Consider the following 26,985-nt stretch of genomic DNA (forward strand, 5'->3'; position numbering starts at 1 on the left):
TCCCTCCCGTCGGGCCGCGCCCCCTTCCGGCCGTTTGATTCTGCCACGGCCGGACCAATACGGTCAGCGACGCCTGAGTACCAGTCCGGACACGGCGCCCACCGCGGCGGTCCCGGCCAGCGCGAACATGCACGCCAACAGCGCCTCCGCAGAGGTATACGCCTCAGAGGGGCCGAGTGACTCAAGTCGGTTCAAGAAGAGTGTGCCGAAGCCCGCGACACCGGTCAGCTGACCGAGCTGAGCGACCGTGGCGAGCAGACCGCTGGCGTCCGCCGCGTACTCCGGCGGCACCGTGGCGAGGGCCCGCGTGAGCGTGGGACTGAAGGCGAGCGCGAGCCCCACTCCGACGACGGCGTACACGACGGGCAACAACGGACCGCCGGAGTCGCCGCCCTTGAGGACCAGGCCCACGCCCGCCGCGCCCAGCGCCAGCACCAGGAACCCGGCGGGTGTCAGCAGGCGATGCCAGGACGCCGGCCAGCCGCGCCAGGTCAGCCCGACCAGGCCGAAGACGATCGCGGTCGGCGCGAAGGTGAGGCCGGTCCGCAGGGCGCTGAAGCCGAGACCACCCTGGACGTGCAGGGTGAGGGCGAAGAGGAAACCGCCGTTGACGGCCATGACCGCGAGGATCCGGAAGGCTGCGAGGCCCATTCCGGGGTGGCGCACCACGCTCGGTGTGATCAGCGGAGCGCCGCCACGCCGGGCCAGCCTGGACTCGTACCAGCAGAAGACGGCGAACAGGACGGCGGCCGTGAGCAGTGACAGCCAGGACCACAGCGGCCAGTCCTGCTCCTGTCCGAGCACCAACGGCACCGTGAACAACGACACCGCCGCACCGAGCAGCACCAGGCCCGGCAGGTCGAGGCCGCGCGTCCGGTTCCGGGGCGTCGCGCGATCCCCGGGCGGCAGGACACGACTCCCGACGGCCAGCAGTACGACGCCCACCGGCACGTTCACCAGGAACACCGGCCGCCAGCCGGTGCCGAACAGGTCGGCGCTGACCAGTATCCCGCCGACGACCTGTCCGGCGGCGGCCCCGACGGCGAGGACCGCCGAGTACGCGCCGAGCGCCTTCGCCCTGGCCTCGCCGGTGAAGTTGCGCTGGATCAGGCTGAGCACCTGGGGGATCATCACCGCCGAACCGGCGCCCTGCACCAGCCGGAAGACGATCAGTTCGGTGGCGCCCTGCGCCAGTCCGCAAGCGAGCGAGGCCGCCGTGAACAGGGCGAGCCCGGCGAGGTGGACCCTGCCGTGGCCGAACCGTTCGCCGAGCCGGGCGCCGGTGATCAGCAGTACCGAGTACGTGATGGCGTATCCGGCGATGACCAGCTGCAGTTCGGCGCCCGAGGCGTGCAGCTCCGTGCCGATCGTGGGGGCCGCGACGTTCACGATGAACACATCGAGCAGCGCCATGAACTGGGCGGCGAGCACGAGCGCGAGCAGCGGCCGGGGCCGATTGTCAGTGGCGGGTGCTTCACTTCTGACAGGTGGGGACACGGATGCGGGACCTGGTCCCGTCCGAGGTGTGGTCGTCATGCCATCGAGCCTGAGGACACTCCGGTACGGGTGCCGAGAGCCCGCTGATGCTGGTACTGCCAGCACCTGGCAAGCGCCGGGTCCGGCATCGAGGATGGTCGTGACGAGGGGGACGTGACGATGGGGACGACACAGCGACGACGGCCCGAGCTGGCCTCGTTCCTGCGCAGCAGGCGGGCCCGGGTGACCCCGGCCGACGTGGGTATGCCACCGGGCCTCAGGCGCCGCACTCCAGGCCTGCGCCGCGAGGAGGTCGCCCAGCTCTCCGGTGTCGGCGTGACCTGGTACACATGGCTGGAGCAGGGGCGGCCGATCAACGCGTCCGCGCAGGTCCTCGACGCCGTGGCCCGCACCCTGCGGCTCGACCCTCCGGAGCGCGAGCATCTCTACCGCCTGGCCGAGGTGCCGTTCGCCCCGGCCCCGGAGCGACTGACCCAGGACGCGGGGCCGGAGGTACAGGGCATCATCGATGCCCTCGACCCGCTCCCCGCGGTCGTCTACAACTCGCGCTACGACATCCTGGCCACGAATCCGGGTTACCGGGACCTGTTCCTGATCCGGGAGATCATCGACATCGGGGTGCCGAACGCGCTGTGGACGTTGTTCACGGTGTCCGAGCATGTCTGTCCGGTGATGTACCGGGAGCGTGAACTGCCGGTCATGGTGGCAACGCTGCGGTCCTCGTACGGCAGACATGTGGGCGAGCCGGCCTGGGAGCGCTACATAGCCGCGCTGGCGGCGGCCAGCCCTTATTTCGCGGAACTGTGGGCGAGCGGAAAGGTGGTGGAGCCCGGACCACGGGTCAAGACGTTCCGTCACGAGGCCGTGGGCGAACTGCGGATGACGTCGCAGTCGCTGTCGATCGACGGGATGCCCGAGTGCCGGATCGTGGTCTACACGCCGGAGGACGAGGAGACACGTGAAAAATCCCGCCTCCTGAGGGAGACGGGATCAATCGATCTTTGACAACTCAACAGAGTGTCCACCTGTGGAGCTAAGGAGAATTGAACTCCTGACCTCCTGCATGCCATGCAGGCGCTCTACCAACTGAGCTATAGCCCCGCGTGTTCTTCCCGCTCGGCGGGGGCGAACAAGAAGAACTTTAGCCTGCGACCTGGCCGAAAGTGAAATCCGGGTACGGGGTCCTGGTGGCCGCCGGATCCGGCGCTCAGTCGTCGTCGCCGAGCACCGGCTCCGGGAGGGTGCCGGCGTTGTGCTCCAGGAGGCGCCAGCCACGGGCGCCCTGGCCGAGGACGGACCAGCAGCAGTTGGAGAGGCCGCCGAGACTCTCCCAGTGCCGGGCGTCCAGTCCGAGCAGCCGTCCGATGGTGGTACGGATCGTGCCGCCGTGGCTGACCACGACGAGGGTGCCGTCCTCGGGAAGCTTCTCGGTGTGCCGGAGCACGACGGGGGCGGCGCGGTCGGCGACCTCGGTCTCCAGTTCGCCCCCGCCGCGGCGCACCGGCTCACCGCGCTTCCACGCGGCGTACTCGTCGCCGTGCCGGGCGATGATCTCCTCGTGTGTCAGCCCCTGCCAGACGCCCGCGTAGGTCTCGCGCAGACCCTCGTCGTGGGCCACGTCCAGGCCGGTGAGCTCGGCGAGCTCGGCGGCCGTGTTCGCTGCCCGCCGCAGGTCGGAGGCGACGATCGCGTCGGGCTGGAGGGAGGCCAGCAACCGGGCGGCACGGCGGGCCTGGCCGACGCCGGTCTCGGTGAGCTCGACGTCGGTGGTGCCCTGGAAGCGGCGCTCCACGTTCCAGGAGGTCTGCCCGTGCCGCCACAGGATGACGCGGCGGCCCCGGCCCTTCCGGTCGGCGGGAGCTGTCACCGCGGCTCCCCGAACTCGGCGTCGTCCTCGTCGGCGCGGAGCTTGGCGTGCTCCTCGGCCTTGCCGCGCGTCGCCTTGGCGTCGGCGGGCAGCTCCAGCTCGGGGCAGTCCTTCCACAGCCGCTCCAGGGCGTAGAAGACGCGCTCCTCGCTGTGCTGGACATGGACGACGATGTCCACGTAGTCGAGCAGGACCCAGCGGGCCTCGCGGTCGCCCTCGCGGCGCACCGGCTTGGCGCCGAGTTCCTTGGAGAGACGCTCCTCGATCTCGTCGACGATGGACTTGACCTGACGGTCGTTGGGCGCGGACGCCAGGAGGAAGGCGTCGGTGATCGAGAGGACGTCGCTGACGTCGTAGGCGATCACGTCATGGGCGAGCTTGTCGGCGGCCGCCTGCGCGGCGGTGTGGACGAGCTCGAGAGAACGGTCAGTCGCGGTCACTACAAGGCTTTCGGTCGGCGGTCACTTGAACCCAAGGGTCTCACGGACCGCCGACGGCACCCCACGTGATTGTTCTGATCACGTGGGGGCCGTTCCCTCCCGGAGGCCGTGCCTAGGACGAGGAGGACGGCTTGTAGTCCTGGCCGAGGACCACGGAGACGTTCGCGCTCGACGCGATCGTGCCCTTGCTGACGGCGCTGGTGGGAAGGCCCAGGGTCTTGGCGACCTCGGTGGCGTTCGCCTTGTCGGCGGCGTCGGCGTAGACGACCTTGGACGTGGTCTGCGCGGTGGCGGGCGTGCCGCCGTCGACGAAGGTGAAGCCGCCGTTGAGGAGGACGACACGGGCCTTCTCTGTGTTGTCCTTGGTGCCGGTGGCGTTCTGGACGGAGACGCTGACGGCCGCGTCCTTGTCGGGGCTCTTCGCCTTGCCGCCGAGGACGTCCTTGACCACGCTCGCGCTGGCTTCGGCGCTCAGGGTGCCGTCCTGCTGGACGGGCAGCAGCGCGGTCTTGTAGTCGCCACCCTTGGCGAGGTCGGCAAGCTTGGCGAGGAAGGTGCCGAGGTCCTTGTCGGTGAGGGACGGGTCGAGGATCTGCGCCAGCGTCTGCACGGTGGTGGTGGCGGCCGTCGGGTCGGAGGACAGCTTGCGCAGCATGGCCTGCATGACCTGGCCGAAGCGCTCCAGCTGGGCGTTCTGGGCCTCGCCGGAGGCGCGGTAGGTGGCGTAGGCGACGGCCATCTTGCCGCTGAGGGTCTGGCCCTTTCCCTTGCTCACCAGGGGTGCCTCGCCCTTCTTCTTGGCGGCGGGGTCGGGCACGTCGACATTGGTGTCGACGTCGACGTTGCCGACGAGGTCGACCAGGTTCTGCAGATAGGGAGTGTCGAGTCGCCAGGTGCCCTCGATGTCGGTGCCGAGGACGGTGTCGAGGGAGTCCAGTGTCCCGGAGGAGCCGTCGTCGTCGACCGACTTGGCGAGGGTGGTCGTGGTGCCGTCGTCGGCCGTCAGATTGAGGGAGTTGGGGATCAGGACGGTGGTGCCCTGCTTGGTGGTGGTGTTGTCGACGAGCAGCGCCGTGGAGGTGCCGCCCTTCGCGGTGTCGTGCAGATGGACGACGATCACGTCGCGGTTCTGGGCGCCGGCCGCGATCGTGGTGCCCTGTTTGCTCTCCGAGTCGGACAGGGCGGGCAGCTTCCCGGCGTACCAGAGGTAGCCGACACCGCCCACCGCGACCAGGGCGAGGACGACGACCAGGGCGACGAGCCGACTGCGGGCGCGGCGCTTGGCCTCCTCGCGGCGCTCGGTGCGGTTCTCGGTGAAGTTGAGCCAGTCGATGACGTCCTCGGAGTCACCGTCGGGCTCCTCCACGAACGCGAACTGCGCGGTGTGGTACTGCCGTTCGTCACCGTCGGCAAGGCCGCCTCCGGCGGGGTCCGCACCCGGGCGGCCCTCGTCGGACGCGGGGCGGAAGCCCTGGCCGCCCTGTGTGCCTCCGGCGTACCCCGGTCCCGGCCGCGTGGCCTCCGGGTACCCGCGGCCGCCGGTCCGCGTGTTCGACGAGGTGCCCTCGACCCGCCCGCCCTGCTGCGGGATGTAGGCGGTCTGTTCGGCGACACGGGGCTGCTGGCCGCTCGTCGCGGGCCGACCGTAGGGGTCGTACGCCCTCGCCGAACCGCCGCCGTGCTGGGCGCCGTTGCCATAGGGATTGTGGGGCGGCACGGGAGCCTGCTGCCCGGTGTCACCGCCGCTGTAGGGGTCGTACGGCGGCACGGGGTTCTGACTGCCCGTCTCGTACGAGGTGGGTTGCTGCCGACGGCTGTCCGTGGCGTACGGGTCGTAGCCGTAGCCCTGCTGTGCGTAGGGGTCGTACTGCTGTGGCGGGGCCTGCTGTGGCGGGGCCTGCTGTGGCGAGACGTGCTGGTAGACCGGCCGGCCGTACTCGTCGTAGCCGACGAGTTCGTACGGGTTCTCGTGCTCGTCGCCGTAGCCCGCGTCGTATCGGTCGTTCACCGGTGCCCCTCTCGGCTCACTCGCCGCGGTACAGCTCGCGCTTGTCGATGTAGCGCACCACGCCGTCCGGCACCAGGTACCAGACGGGGTCGCCCTTGGCGACCCTCGCCCGGCAGTCGGTGGAGGAGATGGCCAGGGCGGGGACCTCTACGAGCGAGACGCCGCCCTCGGGCAGTCCGGGGTCGGCCAGGGTGTGGCCGGGCCGGGTGACTCCGATGAAGTGCGCGAGGGAGAACAGTTCTTCCGCGTCCCGCCAGGTGAGGATCTGGCCGAGAGCGTCGGCGCCCGTGATGAAGAAGAGGTCGGTGTCGGGGTTCAGGGCCTTGAGGTCGCGCAGTGTGTCCGTGGTGTAGGTCGCACCACCGCGGTCGATGTCGATGCGGCTGACCGAGAACTGCGGGTTCTCGGCGGTCGCGATGACCGTCATCAGATAGCGGTCCTCGGCCGGCGAGACCCTGCGGTGGGTCTTCTGCCATGGCTGCCCGGTCGGAACGAACACGACCTCGTCCAGGTGGAACTGCGCGGCGACCTCACTGGCCGCCACGAGGTGCCCGTGGTGGATCGGGTCGAACGTTCCGCCCATGACGCCGAGGCGGCGCTTGCCGGGGTTCGACGGGCCGTTGCCCGGGCCGGTAGGCATGTCCTGCTCTCCCATGCGTGCAGACCCTACCGGCCCGCCCTGAGGACACCGGCCGGGGGAGACCCGGAGTGCCCCGCTTTGGGCACCCGGTGCCTCAGCGGTCGCGGTTGAAACGGGTGGTGATCCACAGCAGAAGCAGCAGGATGATGAACGCGCCACCGCCGGTCACCAACGGGCTGAGGCTCTCGTGGTTGCCGCCGTGCTCCTCGCCCTCGGCAGCGAGGGTGACCAACTGGGCAGCGGTGCTGTGGAAGCTCATCTTCGGCAGGACCTATCCGGTGAGGGCGGGATAAAGATGTCGGCCCATCGTAATCGGGCGCCGAGGCGGCGATCACGCCGACTCCACTGTTGGAGGGCAACGGCAGGGCACAACGGGGGGCACAGGGACGGTTCGGGGAACCTTCGTCCTCTCTCACTCGTCCTTCCGCTTGTACCCCCGCAGCAGGAACCAGGCGGTGAACGCACAGCCCAGGAACATCACGATCAGTACGACCCGGAGCAGATTTCCGGACCCTTGCTGTTCGGCGGCGCTCGCGGCCTCGGTGAGCCAGGCGGCCCGGGTGTGCTCCATGACATGACTCCTTCGCTGTACTGCCCGTCCACGCTATCTCCGCCTAGGCTGGGCTCTGCTTCGGGGGCGCAAAGGGCCGCACTAGGGTCCGCAAAGGATCACAGGGGCCGAAGAGGCACAGCCAAAGACGCACATGGGGGAAGACATGTCCGACGACGGCCATCAGAACAACGGACACGAGAACGTGCCGAGCAGGCAGCGCAAGCGTTTCCCGGGAATCTCCTCGCGTGCGTACGAACATCCCGCCGACCGCTCCGCCCTGGTGGCGCTGCGCAAGCTGAGCGGCTTCGACACGGTTTTCAAGGCGCTCAGCGGTCTGCTCCCCGAGCGGAGCCTGAGGCTGCTGTTCCTGTCCGACTCGGTGCGCGTGTCCGACCAGCAGTTCGCGTACCTCAACGACATGCTGCGGGACGCGTGCTACATCCTGGACCTGGAGAAGGTCCCGCCGATGTACGTCAACCAGGACCCGCAGCCGAACGCGATGTGCATCGGTCTGGACGAGCCGATCATCGTCGTCACCACGGGCCTGGTCGATCTGCTCGACGAGGAGGAGATGCGGGCGGTCGTCGGGCACGAGGTGGGCCACGCCCTGTCCGGCCACTCGGTCTACCGGACGATCCTGCTGTTCCTGACCAACCTGGCCCTCCGGGTGGCGTGGATCCCGCTGGGCAACATCGCGATCATGGCGATCGTGACGGCGCTGCGCGAGTGGTTCCGCAAGTCGGAGCTGTCGGCGGACCGGGCGGGCCTGCTGGTCGGCCAGGACCTCAAGGCCTCGATGCGCGGTCTGATGAAGCTGGCCGGCGGCCACCATCTGCACGAGATGAACGTGGACGCGTTCCTGAAGCAGGCCGAGGAGTACGAGGCCGGCGGCGACCTGCGCGACTCGGTCCTGAAGATCCTGAACGTCCTGCCGCGCACCCATCCCTTCACCACCATCCGGGCCGCCGAGCTGAAGAAGTGGTCCGAGTCCCGCGACTACCAGCGGATCATGGACGGCCACTACCCGCGCCGTACCGAGGACAAGGACACCTCGGTCTCCGACAGCTTCCGCGAGTCCGCGGCAAGCTACGCGAGCAACGTCAAGAGCTCCAAGGACCCCCTGATGAAGCTGGTCAACGACATCGCGGGCGGAGCAGGCGACCTGGGCGGCAGGGTACGGAGGGGCTTCGGCGGCTTCTCGAGTTCGTCACCACGGGATGACGAGCCCCCGACGGACACGGCTCGTGACAGCGAAGGGAACTGAAACTCCCTAGGGGCGCGGGGCTGTATCGATGGCGGCTCCGCCGCGTGGGTGCGACAAGCCCCCACCGGACCCGCAGCCGACGAACGACCTCGTGCCCCGGTCACACCTTCGGCTGCGCACTGGTGGCCAACGATCCGCACAACGCGGTCGCACTACCGGTGGCATAGGGATCCGTCCCCGCCGGCCCACCCGCCTTGGCCGTCTCCCCGGCGAGCAGGGGATGCAGCCGCCCGACGGAGTCCGCCGCACACGACAGCGGCCCAGCCTGGACATAGGACACGACCAGCTGGGCCGTGTGCATCCGCAGATCATCCCGGTCGAAGCGGAAGTGCAGCTCACGCCGGACGGTGAACAGCGACACCTCGGATTCCGCGCCGCCGACCGACCGCAGCGCGTACACGAACGTGTGGTCCGCGGTCACCTCCAGCGTCGATGAGTCGGTCTCTGCGGCCTGAAGACTGCCCTGCACCCGGATCCTGCCGTCGGCCAGCCGCGCCTCGGCGGGGTCGAAGCGAACCAGCCACCCGGTCGGCGCGTGCCGCCCGTCCGCGGCGGGGTGGGCGAAACTCTGGTCGAACTGGTCGAGTTGGTCCGTGTCGAGAAGCACACGTACGGCGCGGACCTGGTCGCCGAGAAGGACGTCCGGGTCGAGCGAGGACCGCACGATGTAGTCCTTGGCCGTGGTCAGCGCGCTCACGACCTGGCTGTCGGAGAAGTGCTCGGTGCGCCGGGAGGCCGGCAGCGGGATGCCCTCGGCGCCGACGCGGAACTGCGCGGCGGGGCTGTGCGCGTACAGGTACTCGGCGCCGGTGTGCCCGGGGACCCTGCCCTCGGGGGCCAGCGGGATGACGGTCATCCGCAGGGGCTCCACGGGTTGCGGGACCGCGGAGGTCTGGTAGGGGTGCCGTACGCCCATGTAGATCGCGGTGCCGAAGGCGACGGCGATCAGCAGGACCAGGATCAGTGCCTGCCGGGACAGGCCCCGGCGCAGCGGCGCGCGGCGGCGTACGGCGGGTGCGTGGTCGGCCATGCGTTCCTGCGCGGAGAACTCCTGGAGGCGGGCAGCGCGGACGAACGACTCGTCGAAGACGACGGATCGGTACTCGTCCTCACCACCTGCGGGGGCGCCCTCGGGTGTCCCCTCAGGTGGGTCTCCTGGCCCTCCCATATCTTCAGGGTAGGTCCCGGGGAGCTCAGGTAAACGCCCTGCCGCACGACAAGTTCTGACAGGTTCTCACCAAGAACGTCAGGGTGTTCGCGGGACCGCGGAGACGGCTGGCTGGGAGTAGTCGGCGGACGCCGAGGGCGTCACCGTGCTCCCCTGCTCCAGGCCGGTCGAGGCGGGCGGCGGAACCCGGTCACGGCTGCCCGAGGAGGCGCCACGGTAGACGGCCGTGAAGGCCAGCGCGACCATGCCGATGCCCATGACCAGGGCGAGCATCCAGGCGACGGGGCGGTGCCAGCGGACCTGTTTGCCGTACGTCCCCGGGGCGCCGTAGCGCCCTTCGAGGACCTCGGTGTCGTCCAGGTCGTCGAGGTCCGGATCATGGCCGAAACTGCCGGGTCCGTACCTGTCGTCGTACCGCTCGCCTCTGGGGCGGGCCCGGCGGGCCTCGGCCTCGGAGGCCTCCGCTCTCGCCTGGGCCGCGGCCAGGAGGCGTTCGACGGCGGTCGGCTCGTGCACCACGGCCGCCTGCACGAAGGCCTCGTCGAAGACCACGGAGGCGAACTCTTCGTCCGACACCCCGCGGTCGTGGTCGTCGTCGGGCTCCCAGCCGTCAGGGAACGGCGTGCCCCCCACGTCCTCCGGCACGGATCCAGAGTAGACCTGGGGGGTCAATTTGGGCAGACGGTATGGAGATTCATCCGTCTTGTGACACACCTCTCGTGCGGCACGGAAGCGGGAGGGGGCGCCTGCCGGTCGCATATGCCCTGGCCGCGCGCCCCCTGTCCACCCCGGATCAGCGCCGGATGTGACCGTCTCCGGTGACGATGTACTTCGTGCTCGTCAGCTCCGGCAGGCCCATCGGACCGCGGGCGTGCAGCTTCTGGGTGGAGATGCCGATCTCCGCGCCGAAGCCGAACTGCCCGCCGTCGGTGAAGCGGGTGGAGGCGTTCACCGCGACGGTCGTGGAGTCGACCAGCTGGGTGAAGCGGCGGGCGGCCTGCTGGGAGGTGGTGACGATGGCCTCGGTGTGGCCGGACGTCCACAGCCGGATGTGCTCGACGGCCTTGTCCAGCGAGTCGACGACGGCGGCGGCGATGTCGTAGGAGAGGTACTCGGTGTCCCAGTCGTCCGGCGTGGCCTCGACGACGGTCGCCTTGGTGTCCTTCGCGTACGCCAGCACGCGCGGGTCGGCGTGGACGGTCACCCCGGCCTCCGCGAGGGCGTCCAGGGCGCGCGGCAGGAACTCGGGGGCGATGTCCTGGTGGACCAGGAGGGTCTCGGCGGCGTTGCAGACGCTGGGGCGCTGGGCCTTGGAGTTGATCAGGATGTCGATCGCCATGTCGAGGTCGGCGTGGGCATCGACGTAGACGTGGCAGTTGCCGGTACCGGTCTCGATGACGGGGACGATCGACTCGGTCACGACGGTCTGGATCAGCGAGGCGCCGCCGCGCGGGATCAGCACGTCGACCAGGCCGCGGGCGCGCATCAGCTCGCGGACGCTCTCTCGGCTCTCGCCGGGCACGAGCTGGACGGCGTCGGCGGGCAGCCCGGCCCCGCCCACGGCGTCGCGCAGGACCCGCACGAGGGCGGTGTTCGACTCGTACGCGGAGGCCGAGCCGCGCAGCAGGACGGCGTTGCCGGACTTCAGACACAGGGCGGCGGCGTCGACCGTGACGTTCGGGCGGGCCTCGTAGATGATGCCGACCACGCCGAGCGGGACGCGGACCTGGCGCAGGTCGATGCCGTTCGGGAGGGTCGAGCCGCGGACGACCTCGCCCACCGGGTCGGGCAGCGCCACGACGTCCCGGACGTCCGAGGCGATCGCGCGCACCCGCTCCGGGGTGAGCGTCAGCCGGTCGATGACCGTCTCGCTGGTGCCTGCCTCGCGGGCCTTGGCGATGTCCTTGGCGTTGGCCTCGACGATCTCGCTCGTACGGACCTCCAGGGCGTCCGCGATGGCGAGCAGCGCGTCGTCCTTCTCGGCCCTCGGCAGCGGGGCGAGGTCGGCGGCGGCGGCCTTGGCCCGGTAGGCGGCCTGGGTGACCGGGGTCATGGAGTCGTACGGCGAGAGCGAGGTCATACCGGAAGGGTAGTGCGCCGGACGGGCCCGTCCACCGCTTGTTCCACAGCGCGAGACGGGATCAAAAGGGACACTCTCATGGGGCCACGATCAGAACGGGTGGACCCCGACCGGCGAGGCCGGCGGCGGCCCGTAGCCCTCGGCGATGCGCTGGTGGTAGGTCTGGCGGTCGATGACCTCCAGACCGACGATCTCCCACGGCGGCAGGCCCGCGGTCTGCCGGTGCTCGCCCCACAGGCGCAGGGCGACGGCGGCCGCGTCGTGCAGGTCGCGGGCCTCCTCCCAGTACCGGATCTCCGCGTGGTCGTTGGCGTAGCGGCTGGTCAGCAGGAAGGGGTGGTCGTGGGCGAGCTGTTCGAGAGCGCGCCTGACCTCCTTGAGCGGAGCCTCCTCGCCGGAGACGCTGAGGGTGACGTGCCACAGACGGGGCAGGTCCGCGGGCCTCTCACCCTCGAAACGGTCCCCGGCCGCGACACTCGTCAGGGCCCGCTCCTCACCGGCCGCCCTGGCCACCGTGGCTTCGGACCCGCCACGGGACGCCGCCGCCCCAGGGCGCACTCGTCTCACGACGGCCTCCTTTACGCACAGGTCGACCCCACGGGTCGGGCGGAATGTGTCCCAGAGACAAAGTTGAGCAGGCCGCAAGGGCTCGTGGGGCGATTTTGCGGAACGTCCACCTCAGGGCGATGCTCTTGGCGGGGCGTTCACCCTGTTTTCGGGCGTACGGCCTTCTCGGCGGCGCCCCTCAGGGGTGCAGGATCACCAGATCGTCCCGGTGGACGACCTCCCGCTCGTACGCCGGCCCCAGCTCCCGCGCCAGCTCCCGGGTGGAGCGGCCGATCAGCCGTGGGATCTCCTTGGCGTCGAAATTGACGAGCCCCCGGGCCACCGCGTGCCCCGTGCCGTCCCGCAGCTCGACGGGGTCGCCCGCGACGAACTCGCCCTCGACGGAGGCGATCCCGGCCGGCAGCAGCGAGGTGCGCCGGTCCACGACCGCCCTCACCGCCCCGTCGTCCAGGGTCAGCGAACCCTGCGGGGTGGACGCGTGCTGGAGCCACAGCAGCCGGTCGGCGGAGCGCTTGCCCGCGGGGTGGAAGTAGGTGCCGGTGTCGCCGCCGGACAGCGCGTCGGCCGCGTGGACCGTGCTGGTCAGCACCACGGGGATACCGGCGGCGGCCGCGATCCGGGCGGCCTCGACCTTGGTGACCATGCCGCCGGTGCCGACGCCCGCCTTGCCCGCACTGCCGATCTCCATGCCCGCCAGGTCCTCGGGCCCGCGCACCTGCGCTATCCGCGAGGTCCCCGGCCGGCTGGGGTCGCCGTCGTAGACGCCGTCGATGTCGGAGAGCAGGACCAGCAGGTCGGCGTGGACCAGATGGGCCACCAGTGCCGCGAGCCGGTCGTTGTCGCCGAAGCGGATCTCGTCGGTGGCGACGGTGTCGTTCTCGTTCACGATCGGGAAGGCGCCCATCGCGAGGAGTTTGTCGAGGGTGCGGGAGGCGTTGCGGTGGTGGGCGCGGCGGCTCATGTCGTCGCTGGTCAGCAGCACCTGGCCGACGCGGACGCCGTAACGGGCGAAGGAGGCGGTGTAGCGGGCGACGAGCAGCCCCTGGCCGACGCTGGCGGCGGCCTGCTGACGGGCGAGGTCCCGGGGGCGGCGGCGCAGCCCGAGCGGGGCGAGTCCGGCGGCGATGGCTCCGGAGGAGACGAGGACGATCTCGCGTTCACCCCCGCTGCGGCTCTTGGCGAGGACGTCGACGAGCGCGTCGACCCGGTCGGCGTCGAGGCCGCCGGAGGCGGTGGTCAGCGACGAGGAACCGACCTTGACGACGATCCTGCGGGCCTCGCCCACGGCCTGCCTTGCCCCTGCCACCTTGTTTCCTGTCCCCTCGCGCCACTGTGGGTACCTCGATCGCAATGTACGCGAAGGGGACGCGGTGCCGCGCATCCGTCCGGTCCCCGGACCTGATACCGGACGCGTTTCGAGCCAGGTCCGGTTCCCGTTCCCGGGAATCCGAAAAAAGCGGAATTATGGCGCAACGGGCCGAGGACGTAGTCGCACCGATCGCGTAGCGCATCCCTCGCCCCCGTACGCACAGGTACACGCGCGTGTCGTCCGGAGGTCGGCACACGTTAACCAAGGCGTCCGTCTCGCGACGACCTTGGAGTGCCCCCGTGCGAAAACCCCTCCCCCGCCTCAGGGCCGCGCTGCGGCTGCCGGGCCGGCAGACCGCGACGAGGCTCCTCGTCGCCGCCGTCCTGGCAGCAGCCGTCGTCGCCCAGGCCGTCGCCGCCCTGCGTCCGCACGTCCCGCTGCTGCTCGCCGCGACGGCCGCCTCACTGGTCGCCGAGGGTGTGCTGCACCGGTGGCAGCGCGGCATGGTGTCCCTGTTCGCCAAGTCCCACGCGGACATCACCGTGCGGCACGTCCTGCGCGACCTGCTGCTGGTCGTCGGCCTGCTGCGGCTGACCCCGGAGAACGAGGAGACGGCGTACACCGTGCTGGTGGCCGGGCTCCTCGCCTTCTACGCGCTGCACTGCGCGATCCAGGCGGCCTCCGTCCTGGTCCGCCGCACCCGCACCCTCCCGGTCGTCACCCGCAACATCGACGCCTCCGCGCTCCGCCTGACCCCGGCCCCGCCCGCCCTGCTGCGCCGCCCCGGCCCCCGCCTGCTGGTCCACGGCCTGCCCGCCACGACGGGCCTGCTGGTCACCGCGGCCACCGGCGACCCCCGCTGCGCGGCCTTCGGCATCGCCATGTCCCTCGGGCTCGCGCTCGTGGGCCTGGCGGATCTTCTGGTACGACTGCTGCCGAGCCGTCGGCCGGCCGGCGAGCAGGAGGTGCTGGCCTGGTTCGACGCGTGGCTCGCCGAGTACCGGCCGACCGTCGGTCTGTACTTCTCCGGCGCGGCCGCCTCCGCCTACCAGGCGAACATGTGGCTGGAGCCGCTCGCCGGGCTTCACGCCAGGCCGGTCATCGTGCTGCGCGAGCGGTTCATGATGCAGAAGATCGCCGCGACCGACGTCCCCATCGTCTGCCTGCCGAAGGTCTCCACGCTGCTGCGCCTGGAGCAGTCCACGCTCCAGGTCCTCATCCACCCGTCGAACTCCGGCAAGACCTCCCAGGTCCTGCGCATCCCGACGATCAGGCACACCTTCGTCAACCACGGCGAGAGCGACAAGCTGTCCTCCTGCAACCCGTACGCGAAGGCCTACGACGAGGTGTGGGTTGCCGGACCCGCGGCCCGCGAGCGGTACGCGGCGGCCGAGGTCGGCGTCGAGGACAAGGACGTGGTGGAGATCGGCCGCCCGCAACTGCATGCCGTACGTCCGTATGCGGGGCCGCCCGCCGGACCGTACACGGATGTGCTGTACGCGCCGACCTGGGAGGGCTGGGACGGCAACCCCGGCAACACGTCGGTGATCGAGGCCGGTGAGAACCTCGTAAGGGCGCTGCTGGCGGATCCCGGCGTACGGCTGCTGTACAAGCCGCATCCGCTGACCGGGTCGGTGGACCCGCGGGCGGGCGCCGCGGACCGCCGGATCCGTGAGCTGGTGCGCGCGGCGAACCGGGAGCGGACGGGGGAACGGCCTGCCGACACCGGTGAACTCTCGCGAAGGACCCACGAGTTGGACCGGCTCACCACCGCGACCTTCCGGGCCGCGGCGGACTCCGTCGAGCGGATGCTGCTGCAGTCCACGCCGGAGCGGGGCCGTGCGGCGGCGGTGGCCAGGGCGACCGCGGCCTGGGAGGGGGCGTACTGGGCCTCGCTGCCGGAGTGGGAACACCAGGTCGTCACCGACGCCAGGCCCACGCTGTACGCCTGCTTCAACCGGGCGGACCTGCTGGTCAGCGATGTGTCGAGCGTGGTCGGCGACTTCCTGGCGAGCGGGAAGCCGTACGCCGTCGTGAACACCAGCAGGCTCACTGAATCGGCGTTCCGTGCGGCGTTCCCCACGGCGGGGGCGGCGACCGTGTTGACGCCGGACGCGGTGGGGGTGGCCGCGCTGCTGGATGCGGTACGTCATCCGGAGCGGGACGAACTCGTGGGTGCGCGGGCCGAGTTGAAGCGGCGGTGTTTGGGTCCTGACGAGCCTTCTTCGCAGGAACGGTTCGACATGGCCGTTCGGGCGTTGTGTGCGGTGGCGCGGAGGCGGCGGGTTCCTGGGCAGCGGCGGGATGAGGAGACCGTGTCCGTCTCCGGGAAGTTGACTCTGTGGTGAGTCGTCTGCGGCTTTGCAGGGGCCGGCCGCGCCCCTAGGGGGTTGCCAGTACCCTGCGTGCCTTTCGGAACGCCCGCCGCAGCAACTGGTCGGCCCCGATCTCCCGGTAGCCCGACACCTCTCGGGCCTCCCGTGGCTCGGCCAGATAGAGGGAGTCCGGGAGGCCCGTCGACCGGTCGCGGAAGAACGGGTAGGCGAAGTAGACCCGTCGGCCGCCCTTCTCCAGCACCGTCTCCGGGGTCTTCCTCGTCCTCATGAACTCCAGGACCTCCACCAGGAGATCCGCCCGCCCCGCCGCCACCAGTTGAAGGCGCAGGCGTTCATGGACTCGCAGGCGGTGGGCCACCTCACTCGTCCAGTACGCGTCCACCAGGGGCTTGGCCAGGGCCAGCTTCTCCTGGCGGACCGCCTCGGTGTCCTTCAGGAACTTCGGGCCGAACTGTGGGAGCAGGGTGACGAGGAAGGGGCGGACCATCAGGGCGTCGCGTCTCGCGCCCGCAGGGACCATGTCGGCGATCAGGGTCATCAGGGCGCGCGCGGAGTCGAAGCGCAGGGTGTGGCTGCCGGTCCTGGTGACGTGTTTACCGTCCTCGCGGCCCACCAGGTAGTAGCAGGTGTGGTCGGCGATCAGGGAGACACCGTCGGCCCGCAGATAGGCCTCCATGGTGAACAGGGCGTCCTCGCCGGTCCACAGGGACTCGTCGAAGCGCATGTTGTGCCGTTCGAGGAACACCCGGCGGAACAGCTTCTGCGCGCTCAGCGTGAACTTGATGTTGGAGGTGAAGACGTCGGTGCGCTCCAGGGTCTGCCCCCACATCGACGTCGGCGGCTTGCGGTTGACGCCCTCGACCCGGCCGAGGACGACGTCCGTGCCGTTGCGGTCGGCCATCGCCACCATCCGCTCCAGCGCCTCGGGACCGAGCCGGTCGTCGGCGTCGAGGAAGAAGACATAGCGCCCCGTGGCCTTGCCCAGGCCGACGTTGCGGGGGCCGCTGGGGCCGCCGGAGTTGTCCTGCCGGATCACCGTCATGTCGAGGGGGGTGCGCGCGGCGAACTCCTCCAGGTACTCCCCGGTGCCGTCCGTCGAGCCGTCGTCGACCGTGATGACCTCGATGCGCGGGTGGTCGAGGGTCTGCGCCTCGACGGAGGCCAGACAGTCGACCAGGTACGGCATCGCCTCGTACGCCCCGATGACCACGGTCACATCAGGCTGCGCAAGGGTCATTTCTCCCCCAGTAACGGTGGGTCTCTTCCGGCACCAGGGGATACGCAAAAGGGCCCGGATTTCGGGAATCACCCCCGAAATCCGGGCCCTTTCTTTACGAAGGGGAGGTCAGGCCTTGGTCGTGGCCTCCGTCGCTCCGGCCGCCGCCCGTGACTCCTGGCCGACGTTGCGCGCCTCGGCCTTGATCGCGAGGTTCGCCACCGCGGTGTTGAACTGCTCGACGGAGGTGGGCTCGTCAGGTCCGAGCAGGTACTGCTTGAGCTCCACCCGGTCCTCGGCCAGCGGATCGCCCGCCGGGTCGCGGACCGCGTCCAGGAGCTCGCCCAGCCCGGTGGCCTTGTTGGACAGGATCGTGGCCGCGCGCACCGCGGTGTTCTGCCGCTTGAACTCCTCCACGCCCAGCTCGGCGGAGTCCGTCACCGCGTACGGCTTGCCGCTCGCGAGGAAGTCGGAGACCACGCTGGAGATGTCGGAGACCATCGCGTCGGAGACGTTGAAGCAGTCGAACAGCCGCGGCTCGGCGCCGGTGACCACCCGGTGCTCCCACACCGGGAAGGAGCGCCAGTACGCGTCGTTCCACTCGCCGCGCAGACGGGCGATCTCCTCGTACTTGGCCACGTCGACCACACCGTCACGGCTGGCCTCGGCCTCGTCGCCCTTCTCTCCGCCGCTGCCCGCGAGGACCGTGAGCCGGGCCTCGATACGGGCCAGCTCGGCCTTGGCCGCGGCCACCGCGGCCGCGTCGGCCTGGAAGCGGGGGTCGGCTGTGCGCTCGGCCACCGCCTTCTCGATCAGCGCGGTGACCTTCTCGTGCGCGGCACCCGCCTTGGCGAGGACCGTGCCGGTGAAGGGGTGCGGCTTGTAGAGGACCCGCACCGGCGGCTCGGCCTTCAGCAGCTTCTGCACGATGTTCTCGCCTGCGAGCATGAGCGAGGTGTTGCCCGGGTCGCCGTCCCAGCCCTCCCAGGTGGGCGCGTACAGCACGGTCGGCATACGTCCCTCCGGCGCACCCTGCCAGGTCTGGATCGGCGCCAGCTGCGGGCGGCCGACCTCGACGATGTCCTCGTCGCGGACGCCGACGTCGGCGATGGCGTAGCGGTCGCGGCCGGCCCGGCCCGCGGTCCACACCTCGTCGTACGCCTTGCTGAACGGGTTGACGCTCGCCAGCTTGTCGCTGTCGCCGTGGCCGATGAAGACGTGCTTCATGGTGGGGACGCGCAGCAGGTGGATGTTCTTGCCGACGTTCGCCGCGTACAGCGCGACCCGCACCGAGGACAGGTCCATGTTCATCAGGTGCACCCCTCCGGGCACGCAGATGACGGGGACCGTGGTGGGCGCGAGGTTCTGGAGGATGACCCGCTCACGCAGGATGATCAGCGGCCGGGAGTCCAGCTGCTCCATGGTCTCCAGCCACATGTTGACCTGGTAGGTGGAGTCCTTGGAGCCGGAGAAGTACAGCACGGTCTCCGGCTTGTACTCGCGCAGCCAGTCGTCGACCTTGGCGAGGACCTTGTCGGCGTTCGGCGGGATCTTCTTGCCGCGTATGTACGGCGTCAGCGCGAGGACATACAGGGAACCGAGGCCGATCGTGACGCCGATGCCGATGAAGCCGGGCAGCGCCGAGTCCAGCTGGGCGGCCACGAGTATGCCGACCACGGCCGCGAGGTCGAGGTGCAGCATCTTCTCGGCCGACCGGCTCAGCAGGCCCATCGGCGGGGCGTCCGGGATGCGGATCCGGGAGGCCAGATCGACGTTGCGGGTGGCGACCGGGAGCCGGCGGCGGTTGCGGATCAGGGTGACCAGCGCGCCGTGCGGGGCCTGGAGGCCGTAGAACGCGATGAAGCACGCCGTCGCCCCGTAGAAGATCAGACCGTCGGAGAGGTTCATCCGGGCCAGCAGCAGGATCAGCAGGAGCTGTCTGATCAGGAATCGGATCGACAGGCCGGCGCGCACCTTGCTGAGGCGGTTGACCAGATAGCTGCCCTGGCGGTGCAGATAGTGGTCCGCAAGGTATGTCACGGCGGTCGCGGCCGCGAAGGCGGGAACGCTCGGGATGAGCGCGGCCACCATTATGGCGGGGAAGCCCGCCAGCATGAGGACCGCCGCGGCCAGCTCGGCCGCGCTGCCCACCCGGGCGACGCGAATAGCGGTGCTTATCACTGAAAACCTGCTCTGGGAGGGATGCCGGTTGGTTGTGGATTCAGGTGGCTTACGGATTCAGGCCCCTGCGAATGCACCATGAACGGGCAGCCACAGAGGCCTGAATAACGGAAGACTATTTGCCCGCGATTATGCCACGCCGTCCTGACGGTCAAGGACACTGGCCAGCGCCTGCTCGAAGCCGGACGCCTGGCCCGCGGAGGCCGTCGGGTCCTGCTGGCGGACATCGATGACGTGCCCGGTCAGCTCGGAGAGCAGCACGTCGAGCGAGGTGCGGGCCACCGCCTCGGAGGACAGCAGACTACCCGCGGGCTCCTGGCCGAAGGCCTTGGTACGCATGGGCGTGGCGGTGCGCTCGGGGTTGATGCAGTTCACCCGGATGCCGTCACCCGCCCATTCGTCGGACAGGGCCTGCGTCAGGTTGACCATCGCCGCCTTGGTCGAGGAGTACAGGCTGTACTCGGCGCGCCCACGGGTGTAGCTGCTGGAGGTGTACAGCAGCAGTTGGCCCTTGGTCTCCGCCAGGTACTTGTAGGAGGAGCGGGCGATCTGCACCGGGGCCAGGTAGTTGACCTTCAGCGCCTCCTCGATGGTGGCGTTGTCGGTCTCCGCGAGCTTGCCGATGCGCAGCACACCGGCGGTGTTGACCACGTAGTCGATGCGCCCGGTCTCGCCGTACGCCTTGGACAGCGCGTCGTCGACCTCCTCCGGGTTCTCGACGTGGGTGCCGGTGGTGGAGCGGCCGAGCGCGTACACCTTGGCGCCGTAGGACTCGGCGAGCTCGCCGATGTCCTTGCCGATGCCGTAGGAGCCGCCGAAGACGACGATGGTCTTGCCGGTCAGCAGCTCGCGGTAGGCCTCGTCGCTCACCTGCTCGGGCGCGGCCGTCGAGGCGAGCTGGAAGAGCTTGTCGGCGATGAAGACGTCGACGGGCTGGGTGACCTTCATGTTGTACTCGTCACCCGCGACGACGTGGATCGGCACGTCCGGCAGGTACTTGAGCACGACCGAACAGTCGTCCGTGGCCTGGAAGTTGGGGTCACCGGCGGCGACCTCGTAGGCGCGCTTGATGGTGGACAGCTTGAAGGCCTGCGGGGTCTGGCCGCGGCGCAGCCGGGAGCGGTCCGGGATCTCGGTGATGAACTCGCCGTCCTCGCCGTGGGTGCGCGTGACGATGATGGTGTCCGCGGACGGGATGGCGACGTCGACCGCCTGGAAGCGCTCCAGCGCGACCACGCAGTCGTCGATCACGCGCCGCGAGAGCAGCGGGCGTACGGCGTCGTGGAACAGGACGTTGAGGTCCTCGCCCTCGGCCAGGCCCTCACCGAGCGCGGAGATGGCGCGCTCGGTGGTCTCGTTCCGGGTGGAGCCACCCTCGATGATCTTCTTGACCTTCGTGAACCCGGCCTTGGCCACGATCTTCTCTATGTCCGGAACGTATCCCGGTGCCATCAGCACGATGACGTCGTCGATCGAGTCGGCCTTCTCGAAGGTGGTCAGGGTGTGCTCGATGACTGCCTTGCCGGCGATCTTCAGCAGCTGCTTGGGGATCGAGAGACCCACGCGCTGACCGGTGCCACCGGCCAGGATCACTGCGGTGGTACGGGGCTTGGCGATGTGCTGGGACACAGAAGACCTACCTCGGGGCGACAGGGAACGGGGAAATGGTCCCACTTGCGGTTACCGCTGTGCAAGGTGACCGCCGTTCACTGCATATGTACGCGCTACCTGTCATTCATCTTGCACTGCCAGTAACGGCGACAGCACAGGAGTTCAGCGGCGGCGCAGCTTCTTCAGACATCGGTGTCCGAGTACCCGCATCAGTTCCTTCGACGAGGTCTGGTGCACGGTACGCGCCTTGGCCGGCGAGGTGTTCCGCACCGGCGACTCGGCCGCCGCGGCGAGCGCCCCGTAGAGCGCCTGGGCCGCCACCTCGGGCGAGATCCGCGGGGCGGGGATGCCGTCCAGTGCGGGCGTCTTCGGAACGGCCGACAGGAGTCCGGGGTCACCGATGACCCGCACCCCCATGTCACCGATACGCCGGGCGATCTCGGCGCCGATCTCGGCAGCGGCTTCCACGGCCCACTCCGGAGTGACTATCTTCACGTCCTCGGGCGAGGGACTGCACGCGTTCTTCATATGCATGACCGCGCCGTTGCGGACGAGCTTGGAATACAACTCGTCAGGCAGTCCATTGCCGCGGAATTCCTTGTTAAGATTCCGCAGCATTTCGGTCTCGGCAAGAGTAAGAGAACGATTCGCGGTGTCCGGAACGGGCTGGAGGAGATTCTCGGGCAGCCCGAGTAGCTGCTCGAAAGTGCGCATCAGACCGTCCCGGTCCCGGTCGTCGACCACGACGACGGTGACCCGCTCGGCGCCGACCGCACGGACCCAGCGCTCGACGAGCCGGTCGTGCCGGTGCCGGCGCCAGAAGCTGGGGTTGGGCTGCTCGTACGGCGCCTTCTTCAGCATGTGCGTGAGCCAGTTGTCGTAGCCCATGCGCAGTCCGTTCTGCACGTACTGCTGCCACTGCGAGGGCATGATCTTCGCCAGCGGGCGCAGCGTGACCAGTACGTGCACGCGCTCGCCGCCGAGCTGCTCGACGATCCGCGCGATCGTGTCGTCGTCCTCGGCGTCGGCGAAGAACTCGCTGCTGATCACAGAGGTCTTCCTGCCGCCGGCCTCCACCTGTTCGAGCAGCCGCGTCCAGTGCTTCTCGGTGGGCGCGGTGTCGCCCATCATCGCGGGCCTCGCGCACGCGGCCAGGGCGGCTTCCATGGGGTGTCTGCTGTGCGCCGGGAACACGACATCGTGCTCGGGCAGCAGGTCCTTCGCCGCGAACAGCGCCCCCTGGATGGAGGTCGTGCCGGTCTTGTGGGGGCCGATGTGCAACAGGCGCGTGCCGTCGGGCAGCGGAGCGGTCGCGCCGTTCACCGGAAGGTCGTCTCTCGTACAGTCCGTCTCCATAGTCAGAGGACGGTAAGAGAAGTGCCTGAGTGTTGCCTGAGAGGAGCGTGGGACTGTGATGAATGCCACGCCCCCGTCAGGCAACGTACTCACACCAAACGGACTCCGGGCTTGCCCGCGTCCACCCGCAGCTGCGCGATCGTGCTCGGCGTCGCCTGCGGCTTGACCACCGTGTCCACGACCCGCACCTGGGCGTCGATGCCGTGCCGGTCTATGTCGAAGAGGTGGTAGCCGCGGTGGGCGTCGATGAACTTCCAGTGCGGGTTGTCGGCCTTCAGCGGGTCCCACTGGGCGTGGAAGGCGGCCTGGTCCTGGTCGCCGTTGCTGGAGATGGACGTACCGACGAACTCGGCGCCGACCACTCGGGAGGACGGGTCGGCGTAGTCCACCTTGAGGTCGCTGATCATCGTGAGATGGCGGTCGCCGGAGAGCACGACCGGGTTGCGCACGCTCCTGAAGTCCTCCAGCAGGGCGTTGCGTTCGACCTGGTAGCCGTCCCAGGCGTCGTAGTACCAGAGCTTGCCCTCGCCGGGCAGGATGTCGGTCTCGGCCATCATGATCTGCGAGGCGATGAGGTTCCAGCGGGCCGGTGAGTCCCGGAGCCCGTCCACGAGCCACCGCTTCTGCTCGGCGCCGAGCATGGTGAGAGACGGGTCCTGGGCGGCGGCCTGGCTGGTGACCTGATCGCTGCGGAACTGCCGGGTGTCGAGCACGTTCAGCCGGACCAGGCGGCCGAACTCCAGGCGCCGGTACATCTGGATGTGCGGGCCGTTCGGGATGGCGCTCGCGCGCACCGGCATGTGCTCGTAGTACGCCTGGAAGGCCGCCGTCATCCGGGCCACGAACGCGTCGTGCGGCTGCTTGGCGGGGTCCTGCGGGATCTCGCCTGCCCAGTCGTTGTCGACCTCGTGGTCGTCGAAGGTGACCACCCAGGGCGCGTTCGCGTGCACCTCGGCCAGGTCCGGGTCGGTGCGGTACTGGGCGTACCGGTTGCGGTACTGGACAAGGGAGTACGGCTCCCCCGTGCCCTCGTGCCGGCGCGGCCCCGCCGACGACGGCGCCGACTCGTAGATGTAGTCGCCGACGAACAGCACGACGTCGGGGTCCTGGTCCAGCATGTCGGCGTACGGCGTGAAGTAGCCGTTCTGCCAGTTCTGGCAGGAGGCGAGCGCGACCCGGAGGTTGCCGCCGGAGCTGTGCCGGGCGGGGGCGGTTCGGGTGCGGCCGGTGCGCGAGAGCTGGCCGTCGGCGCGGAAGCGGTACCAGTAGGTACGGCCCGCGCGCAGACCCCGTACATCGACGTGAACGCTGTGTCCGTATGCGGGCTGGGCCTGTGCGGTGCCCCGGCGGACGACCTTTCTGAAACGCTGGTCCTCGGCGAGCTCCCACTCGACCGGCACCACCCTGTCGGGCATACCTCCGCCGTTCAGCGGGTCGGGGGCGAGCCGCGTCCACAGCACGATGCCGTCCGGCAGCGGGTCTCCTGAGGCCACGCCGAGGCTGAACACGCCGTCGGGCAGCGGGGTCTCCGCCGCTCGCGCGGTGCCCGGAAGCCACAACTGGGCGGAGGCCGCGGCCCCGAGCACTGCGGCACCGGCGGTCAGAAAGCGGCGTCGGCCGGGTGATGCTGCTCCGTACATGGGCGAACTCCCTTGCGTCGCTGACCTCTTGGACACCCTGAAAGCTCACGCTTCGGGGTGATCCGTGCGTTGAACCAGAGTGTTCGCGTGCATGACAAATAGGTAGACAACAGAAGAGCCGTTGCGACTCGGGAATCACATGATGAACGTGATCCCGGCGCAACGGCCTTCAGGACACCGCAGACTGACGATCTTTTGGGTTCTAGTTGGCGAAGCCCGAGCCCAGACGGGCCTTCGTGGCGGTGGTGCCGAGGAGCGTGTGGCCGAAGGTCAGCGTGCCGTCCGGCGCGACGACGGTGGCCGGAACCGGTGTCCCCCCGGGCGAGACGACGTGCTCGGCGCGGGAGCGGAAGGACCACACGGACCCGGCGCTCGCGTTCTCACCGGGCGCGCCGACCGCCACGTCGGCCAGTCCGTCGCCGTTCACGTCCCCCGCATGGACGGCCCGGCCGAAGGCGTCGCCCTTCTCGGCGGCCCCCGGCACCCCGGTGGTGTTCTGCGTGACCACCTGGTGGGAGCCGGCACCGGTGAGCCCGTCGGCCCCGCCGCTCAGCACCACGACGGACCCCGCGTCGGGCCAGGCGTCCGGGTCGGTGGGCGTGCCCAGGTCCTCGCCCGGCACTCCGGTGACCACATCGAGGTACCCGTCCCCGTCGACGTCCGCGAGCTGCACGTCGGTCCCGAAGCCGTCCCCCTTCTCGGCGGTGCCGGGCACCCCGGGGCTGTCCTGGTTGACGGCCTGCACCGACACACCGTCAGGAGCGCCCGAGGTGCCGGGTATCCAGGCGACACGGCCGCCCTTGGAGCGGTAGGCGTCGTGGTCGCTCTCGTAGCCGTCGACGGCCCGGCCCACGACGATGTCGGCGTAGCCGTCCCGGTCGACGTCCCCGACCGCGAGGTTCTCGCCGCCCTGGAGCGCGGCGCCGTCGATGTCCCAGACCAGGGTCCAGGGCGTGAGGCCGTCCTTGGTGCCCCACCAGTACGCGATCCGCCGGGAGTCGAAGGTGTCGGTGCCGGTCTGGGCGGCCACGACGTCGGTGATCCCGTCGCCGTTGAGGTCGCCGACGTCGAGGTCGAGGACGCGGCTGTCGTATCTGTCCTTGACCACCTGGCGTTCCCCGGTGGCCGCGCCGGAGCGGGTGAAGGGGCCGCCGGTCGCCACCAGGCCGTACCGGTCCACAGCGGTCAGCAGATCGGTCGCCCCGTCCCCGTCGACGTCCCCCGCCGCGAGGTGTCCCTCGGCACCCAGCCGGTCGCCGGCCGCACCGGAGGCCAGGGTCGCTCCGCCGGACAGACCGCGGGCGCCGCCCCACAGGACCTGCACCCGCCCGGAGCCGCCGTCCTCACCGCCCACCCCCACGATCAGGTCGGTGAACCCGTCCCGGTCCAGGTCGGCGGTGGTGAGCGCGCTGCCGAACCGGTCGCCCGCCTCGGAACTGCCCGGAACGCCCGCGCTGTTCTGGCTGAACACCTGCTTCGTCGAGGTCTTCGGCCCGCTCGCCGAGCCGTACAGCACACCGACGAACCCGGCCTTCGCCTTGCCCCCGACCGTCCCGTCGGGCGCGGCCACCGCGAGGTCCGCGTAGCCGTCCCCGTTGAAGTCGTCCCGCACCTGGTGCGGCGCGGCCCCCGCGACGGCGGGCAGCGCGACGACCCCGCCGAGCGCCAGGACGACGGCGAGCCCCGTGCGCCACCCTCTTCGTTGTTCGCGCATGCCGCGTCCTTCCTGTGACGGTCGTACGGATTGCCCCGTACGACTCACAGGAAGAGCGGTTGGTTGTCCTTCGGTAGGCCGGGACGTCGCCCGCCGTTCACTCAGAACGGCTCGAAGTCGTCGAACTCCTCCGCCGCCTCGTCCCGTTCGGCCTGCTTGTCCCGGCGGCGCTGGGCCGCGGGGCGGGGCTCCTCGAAGCGGTGGTCCTCGCCACGCCGGCCGAGCATCTCGGCACCGGCCATGACGGTCGGCTCCCAGTCGAAGACGACCGCGTTGTCCTCGGGGCCGATGGCGACGCCGTCGCCGGAGCGGGCGCCCGCCTTCATCAACTCCTCTTCCACACCGAGGCGGTTGAGGCGGTCGGCGAGGTAGCCGACGGCCTCGTCGTTGCTGAAGTCGGTCTGCCGCACCCAGCGCTCCGGCTTCTCGCCGCGCACCCGGAACAGGCCGTCCTCCTCGCGCGTCACGGTGAAGCCCGCGTCGTCCACGGCCTTGGGCCGGATGACGATCCGGGTCGCCTCCTCCTTGGGCTTCGCGGCCCGCGCCTTTCCGACCAGGTCGGCGAGCGCGAAGGACAGCTCCTTCAGCCCCATGTGGGCGACCGCGGACACCTCGAAGACCCGGTAACCGCGCGCCTCCAGATCCGGCCGCACCATTTCGGCGAGGTCCTTGCCGTCCGGTACGTCGATCTTGTTCAGGACGACGATCCGGGGACGGTTGTCGAGGCCGCCGTACTCCCTGAGCTCCGCCTCGATGATGTCGAGGTCGGAGACGGGGTCACGCTCGGACTCCAGCGTGGCGGTGTCCAGGACGTGCACGAGGACGCTGCAGCGCTCCACGTGCCGCAGGAACTCCAGGCCCAGGCCCTTGCCCTGGCTGGCGCCCGGGATCAGGCCCGGCACGTCGGCGATGGTGTAGACGGTCTCGCCCGCGGTCACCACGCCCAGGTTCGGGACCAGCGTGGTGAACGGGTAGTCGGCGATCTTCGGCTTGGCCGCTGAAAGGACGGAGATCAGCGAGGACTTGCCGGCGCTCGGGTAGCCGACCAGGGCCACGTCGGCGACGGTCTTGAGCTCCAGGACGATGTCCTGGAGGTCGCCGGGGACACCGAGCAGCGCGAACCCGGGCGCCTTGCGGCGGGCGGAGGCCAGCGCCGCGTTGCCGAGGCCGCCGCGGCCGCCCTGGGCGGCGATGTACGAGGTGCCGTGCCCGACCAGGTCGGCGAGGACGTTGCCCGCCCCGTCAAGGACGACGGTGCCGTCCGGTACCGGCAGGACCAGGTCCTGGCCGTCCTTGCCGGAGCGGTTGCCGCCCTCACCGGGCTTGCCGTTGGTGGCCTTGCGGTGCGGGGAGTGGTGGTAGTCGAGCAGCGTGGTGACGGACTGGTCGACGGTGAGGATCACATCACCGCCCCGCCCGCCGTTGCCGCCGTCGGGTCCGCCGAGCGGCTTGAACTTCTCACGGTGGACGGAGGCACAGCCGTGACCTCCGTTACCCGCGGCGACATGCAGTTCGACGCGGTCCACGAAGGTGGTCAT

General features: G+C 70.0%; 22 protein-coding genes and 1 tRNA gene. 3 read left to right on the forward strand and 20 right to left on the reverse strand.

The genetic code is table 11. From position 1 onward, the window contains the following. Window positions 1-63: 63 nt before the first annotated feature. Window positions 64-1,431 carry an MFS transporter gene (locus ACI2L1_RS08410; protein ID WP_404738713.1) on the reverse strand — a complete coding sequence of 456 codons (1,368 nt, stop codon included), beginning with the start codon at window positions 1,429-1,431 and terminating at the stop codon, window positions 64-66. Between the two features lie 225 nt (window positions 1,432-1,656). On the opposite strand from ACI2L1_RS08410, the gene ACI2L1_RS08415 reads away from it, so the two are divergent. Then, complete coding sequence (locus ACI2L1_RS08415; RefSeq protein ID WP_404738532.1) at window positions 1,657-2,502, forward strand: helix-turn-helix transcriptional regulator; 846 nt, start codon at window positions 1,657-1,659, stop codon at window positions 2,500-2,502. Between the two features lie 23 nt (window positions 2,503-2,525). On the opposite strand, the gene ACI2L1_RS08420 is transcribed toward ACI2L1_RS08415, so the two are convergent. The 7 genes from ACI2L1_RS08420 to ACI2L1_RS08450 all read right to left on the reverse strand — a co-directional run bounded on the left by ACI2L1_RS08420 (window position 2,526) and on the right by ACI2L1_RS08450 (window position 7,023). After that, window positions 2,526-2,598, reverse strand: a tRNA-Ala gene (locus tag ACI2L1_RS08420). A gap of 106 nt (window positions 2,599-2,704) precedes the next feature. Further along, window positions 2,705-3,364 (reverse strand): histidine phosphatase family protein, encoded by a 660-nt coding sequence (locus ACI2L1_RS08425; protein WP_404738533.1) that lies wholly within the window; start codon window positions 3,362-3,364, stop codon window positions 2,705-2,707. Next, on the reverse strand, window positions 3,361-3,804 hold the full coding sequence (gene rsfS / locus ACI2L1_RS08430) for a ribosome silencing factor (RefSeq protein ID WP_404738534.1): 444 nt from the start codon (window positions 3,802-3,804) through the stop codon (window positions 3,361-3,363). The genes ACI2L1_RS08425 and rsfS overlap by 4 nt, the downstream gene beginning before the upstream one ends. Before the next feature lie 112 nt (window positions 3,805-3,916). Beyond that, the gene (locus tag ACI2L1_RS08435) at window positions 3,917-5,812 is read right to left on the reverse strand and encodes an LCP family protein (RefSeq protein WP_404738535.1); all 1,896 of its coding nucleotides are present in this window, start codon (window positions 5,810-5,812) and stop codon (window positions 3,917-3,919) included. Between the two features lie 16 nt (window positions 5,813-5,828). Continuing rightward, window positions 5,829-6,467 (reverse strand): nicotinate-nucleotide adenylyltransferase, encoded by a 639-nt coding sequence (gene nadD / locus ACI2L1_RS08440; RefSeq protein WP_404738536.1) that lies wholly within the window; start codon window positions 6,465-6,467, stop codon window positions 5,829-5,831. A gap of 79 nt (window positions 6,468-6,546) precedes the next feature. After that, window positions 6,547-6,711: a hypothetical protein gene (locus tag ACI2L1_RS08445; RefSeq protein ID WP_404738537.1), complete on the reverse strand. Its 165-nt coding sequence runs from the start codon at window positions 6,709-6,711 to the stop codon at window positions 6,547-6,549. 153 nt (window positions 6,712-6,864) lie between these two features. Then, window positions 6,865-7,023: a hypothetical protein gene (locus tag ACI2L1_RS08450; protein WP_404738538.1), complete on the reverse strand. Its 159-nt coding sequence runs from the start codon at window positions 7,021-7,023 to the stop codon at window positions 6,865-6,867. A gap of 145 nt (window positions 7,024-7,168) precedes the next feature. Here ACI2L1_RS08450 and ACI2L1_RS08455 point away from each other — a divergent pair, with 145 nt between their 5' ends. Continuing rightward, on the forward strand, window positions 7,169-8,269 hold the full coding sequence (locus ACI2L1_RS08455) for a M48 family metallopeptidase (RefSeq protein ID WP_404738539.1): 1,101 nt from the start codon (window positions 7,169-7,171) through the stop codon (window positions 8,267-8,269). Window positions 8,270-8,369: 100 nt separating this feature from the next. Here the strand turns inward: ACI2L1_RS08455 and ACI2L1_RS08460 are convergent, their stop codons facing one another. The 5 genes from ACI2L1_RS08460 to proB form a co-directional block, all read right to left on the reverse strand. Then, window positions 8,370-9,437, reverse strand: coding sequence for a hypothetical protein (locus ACI2L1_RS08460; protein ID WP_404738540.1), 1,068 nt, complete (start codon window positions 9,435-9,437; stop codon window positions 8,370-8,372). A gap of 78 nt (window positions 9,438-9,515) precedes the next feature. Then, window positions 9,516-10,082, reverse strand: coding sequence for a hypothetical protein (locus ACI2L1_RS08465; protein ID WP_404738541.1), 567 nt, complete (start codon window positions 10,080-10,082; stop codon window positions 9,516-9,518). Window positions 10,083-10,230: 148 nt separating this feature from the next. Further along, window positions 10,231-11,517, reverse strand: a complete 1,287-nt coding sequence (locus ACI2L1_RS08470) for a glutamate-5-semialdehyde dehydrogenase (RefSeq protein ID WP_404738542.1) — start codon at window positions 11,515-11,517, stop codon at window positions 10,231-10,233. A 90-nt stretch (window positions 11,518-11,607) separates the two neighbouring features. Next, entirely contained in the window at window positions 11,608-12,075 is a 468-nt protein-coding gene (locus ACI2L1_RS08475; RefSeq protein WP_404738714.1) for a hypothetical protein, read from the reverse strand. Window positions 12,076-12,262: 187 nt separating this feature from the next. Beyond that, complete coding sequence (gene proB / locus ACI2L1_RS08480) at window positions 12,263-13,369, reverse strand: glutamate 5-kinase (RefSeq protein WP_404738715.1); 1,107 nt, start codon at window positions 13,367-13,369, stop codon at window positions 12,263-12,265. Window positions 13,370-13,692: 323 nt separating this feature from the next. Here proB and ACI2L1_RS08485 point away from each other — a divergent pair, with 323 nt between their 5' ends. After that, on the forward strand, window positions 13,693-15,741 hold the full coding sequence (locus ACI2L1_RS08485) for a hypothetical protein (protein ID WP_404738543.1): 2,049 nt from the start codon (window positions 13,693-13,695) through the stop codon (window positions 15,739-15,741). Between the two features lie 34 nt (window positions 15,742-15,775). Here ACI2L1_RS08485 and ACI2L1_RS08490 read toward each other — a convergent pair whose 3' ends face one another. The 7 genes from ACI2L1_RS08490 to obgE form a co-directional block, all read right to left on the reverse strand. Continuing rightward, complete coding sequence (locus ACI2L1_RS08490; RefSeq protein ID WP_404738544.1) at window positions 15,776-16,966, reverse strand: glycosyltransferase family 2 protein; 1,191 nt, start codon at window positions 16,964-16,966, stop codon at window positions 15,776-15,778. A 108-nt stretch (window positions 16,967-17,074) separates the two neighbouring features. Then, on the reverse strand, window positions 17,075-19,126 hold the full coding sequence (locus tag ACI2L1_RS08495; protein ID WP_404738545.1) for a hypothetical protein: 2,052 nt from the start codon (window positions 19,124-19,126) through the stop codon (window positions 17,075-17,077). A 129-nt stretch (window positions 19,127-19,255) separates the two neighbouring features. After that, window positions 19,256-20,755 (reverse strand): SDR family NAD(P)-dependent oxidoreductase, encoded by a 1,500-nt coding sequence (locus ACI2L1_RS08500; RefSeq protein ID WP_404738546.1) that lies wholly within the window; start codon window positions 20,753-20,755, stop codon window positions 19,256-19,258. A gap of 144 nt (window positions 20,756-20,899) precedes the next feature. After that, window positions 20,900-22,093, reverse strand: coding sequence for a hypothetical protein (locus ACI2L1_RS08505; protein WP_404738547.1), 1,194 nt, complete (start codon window positions 22,091-22,093; stop codon window positions 20,900-20,902). 89 nt (window positions 22,094-22,182) lie between these two features. Next, window positions 22,183-23,733, reverse strand: coding sequence for an alkaline phosphatase D family protein (locus ACI2L1_RS08510; RefSeq protein ID WP_404738548.1), 1,551 nt, complete (start codon window positions 23,731-23,733; stop codon window positions 22,183-22,185). A 202-nt stretch (window positions 23,734-23,935) separates the two neighbouring features. Further along, on the reverse strand, window positions 23,936-25,447 hold the full coding sequence (locus ACI2L1_RS08515) for an FG-GAP and VCBS repeat-containing protein (protein WP_404738549.1): 1,512 nt from the start codon (window positions 25,445-25,447) through the stop codon (window positions 23,936-23,938). A 101-nt stretch (window positions 25,448-25,548) separates the two neighbouring features. Beyond that, window positions 25,549-26,985 (reverse strand): GTPase ObgE, encoded by a 1,437-nt coding sequence (obgE, locus tag ACI2L1_RS08520; protein ID WP_404738550.1) that lies wholly within the window; start codon window positions 26,983-26,985, stop codon window positions 25,549-25,551.

Source organism: Streptomyces sp. NPDC019531, assembly GCF_044903305.1.
GTDB lineage: Bacteria > Actinomycetota > Actinomycetes > Streptomycetales > Streptomycetaceae > Streptomyces.

Bases quoted from the DNA above. Each gene is read 5' to 3' on its own strand.
- ACI2L1_RS08515 (WP_404738549.1), bottom strand. From the start codon at position 25,447: ATGCGCGAACAACGAAGAGGGTGGCGCACGGGGCTCGCCGTCGTCCTG.
- ACI2L1_RS08455 (WP_404738539.1), top strand. From the start codon at position 7,169: ATGTCCGACGACGGCCATCAGAACAACGGACACGAGAACGTGCCGAGC.
- ACI2L1_RS08490 (WP_404738544.1), bottom strand. From the start codon at position 16,966: ATGACCCTTGCGCAGCCTGATGTGACCGTGGTCATCGGGGCGTACGAG.
- ACI2L1_RS08510 (WP_404738548.1), bottom strand. From the start codon at position 23,733: ATGTACGGAGCAGCATCACCCGGCCGACGCCGCTTTCTGACCGCCGGT.
- ACI2L1_RS08470 (WP_404738542.1), bottom strand. From the start codon at position 11,517: ATGACCTCGCTCTCGCCGTACGACTCCATGACCCCGGTCACCCAGGCC.
- nadD (WP_404738536.1), bottom strand. From the start codon at position 6,467: ATGGGAGAGCAGGACATGCCTACCGGCCCGGGCAACGGCCCGTCGAAC.
- ACI2L1_RS08460 (WP_404738540.1), bottom strand. From the start codon at position 9,437: ATGGGAGGGCCAGGAGACCCACCTGAGGGGACACCCGAGGGCGCCCCC.
- ACI2L1_RS08415 (WP_404738532.1), top strand. From the start codon at position 1,657: ATGGGGACGACACAGCGACGACGGCCCGAGCTGGCCTCGTTCCTGCGC.
- obgE (WP_404738550.1), bottom strand. From the start codon at position 26,985: ATGACCACCTTCGTGGACCGCGTCGAACTGCATGTCGCCGCGGGTAAC.
- ACI2L1_RS08450 (WP_404738538.1), bottom strand. From the start codon at position 7,023: ATGGAGCACACCCGGGCCGCCTGGCTCACCGAGGCCGCGAGCGCCGCC.
- ACI2L1_RS08505 (WP_404738547.1), bottom strand. From the start codon at position 22,093: ATGGAGACGGACTGTACGAGAGACGACCTTCCGGTGAACGGCGCGACC.
- ACI2L1_RS08445 (WP_404738537.1), bottom strand. From the start codon at position 6,711: ATGAGCTTCCACAGCACCGCTGCCCAGTTGGTCACCCTCGCTGCCGAG.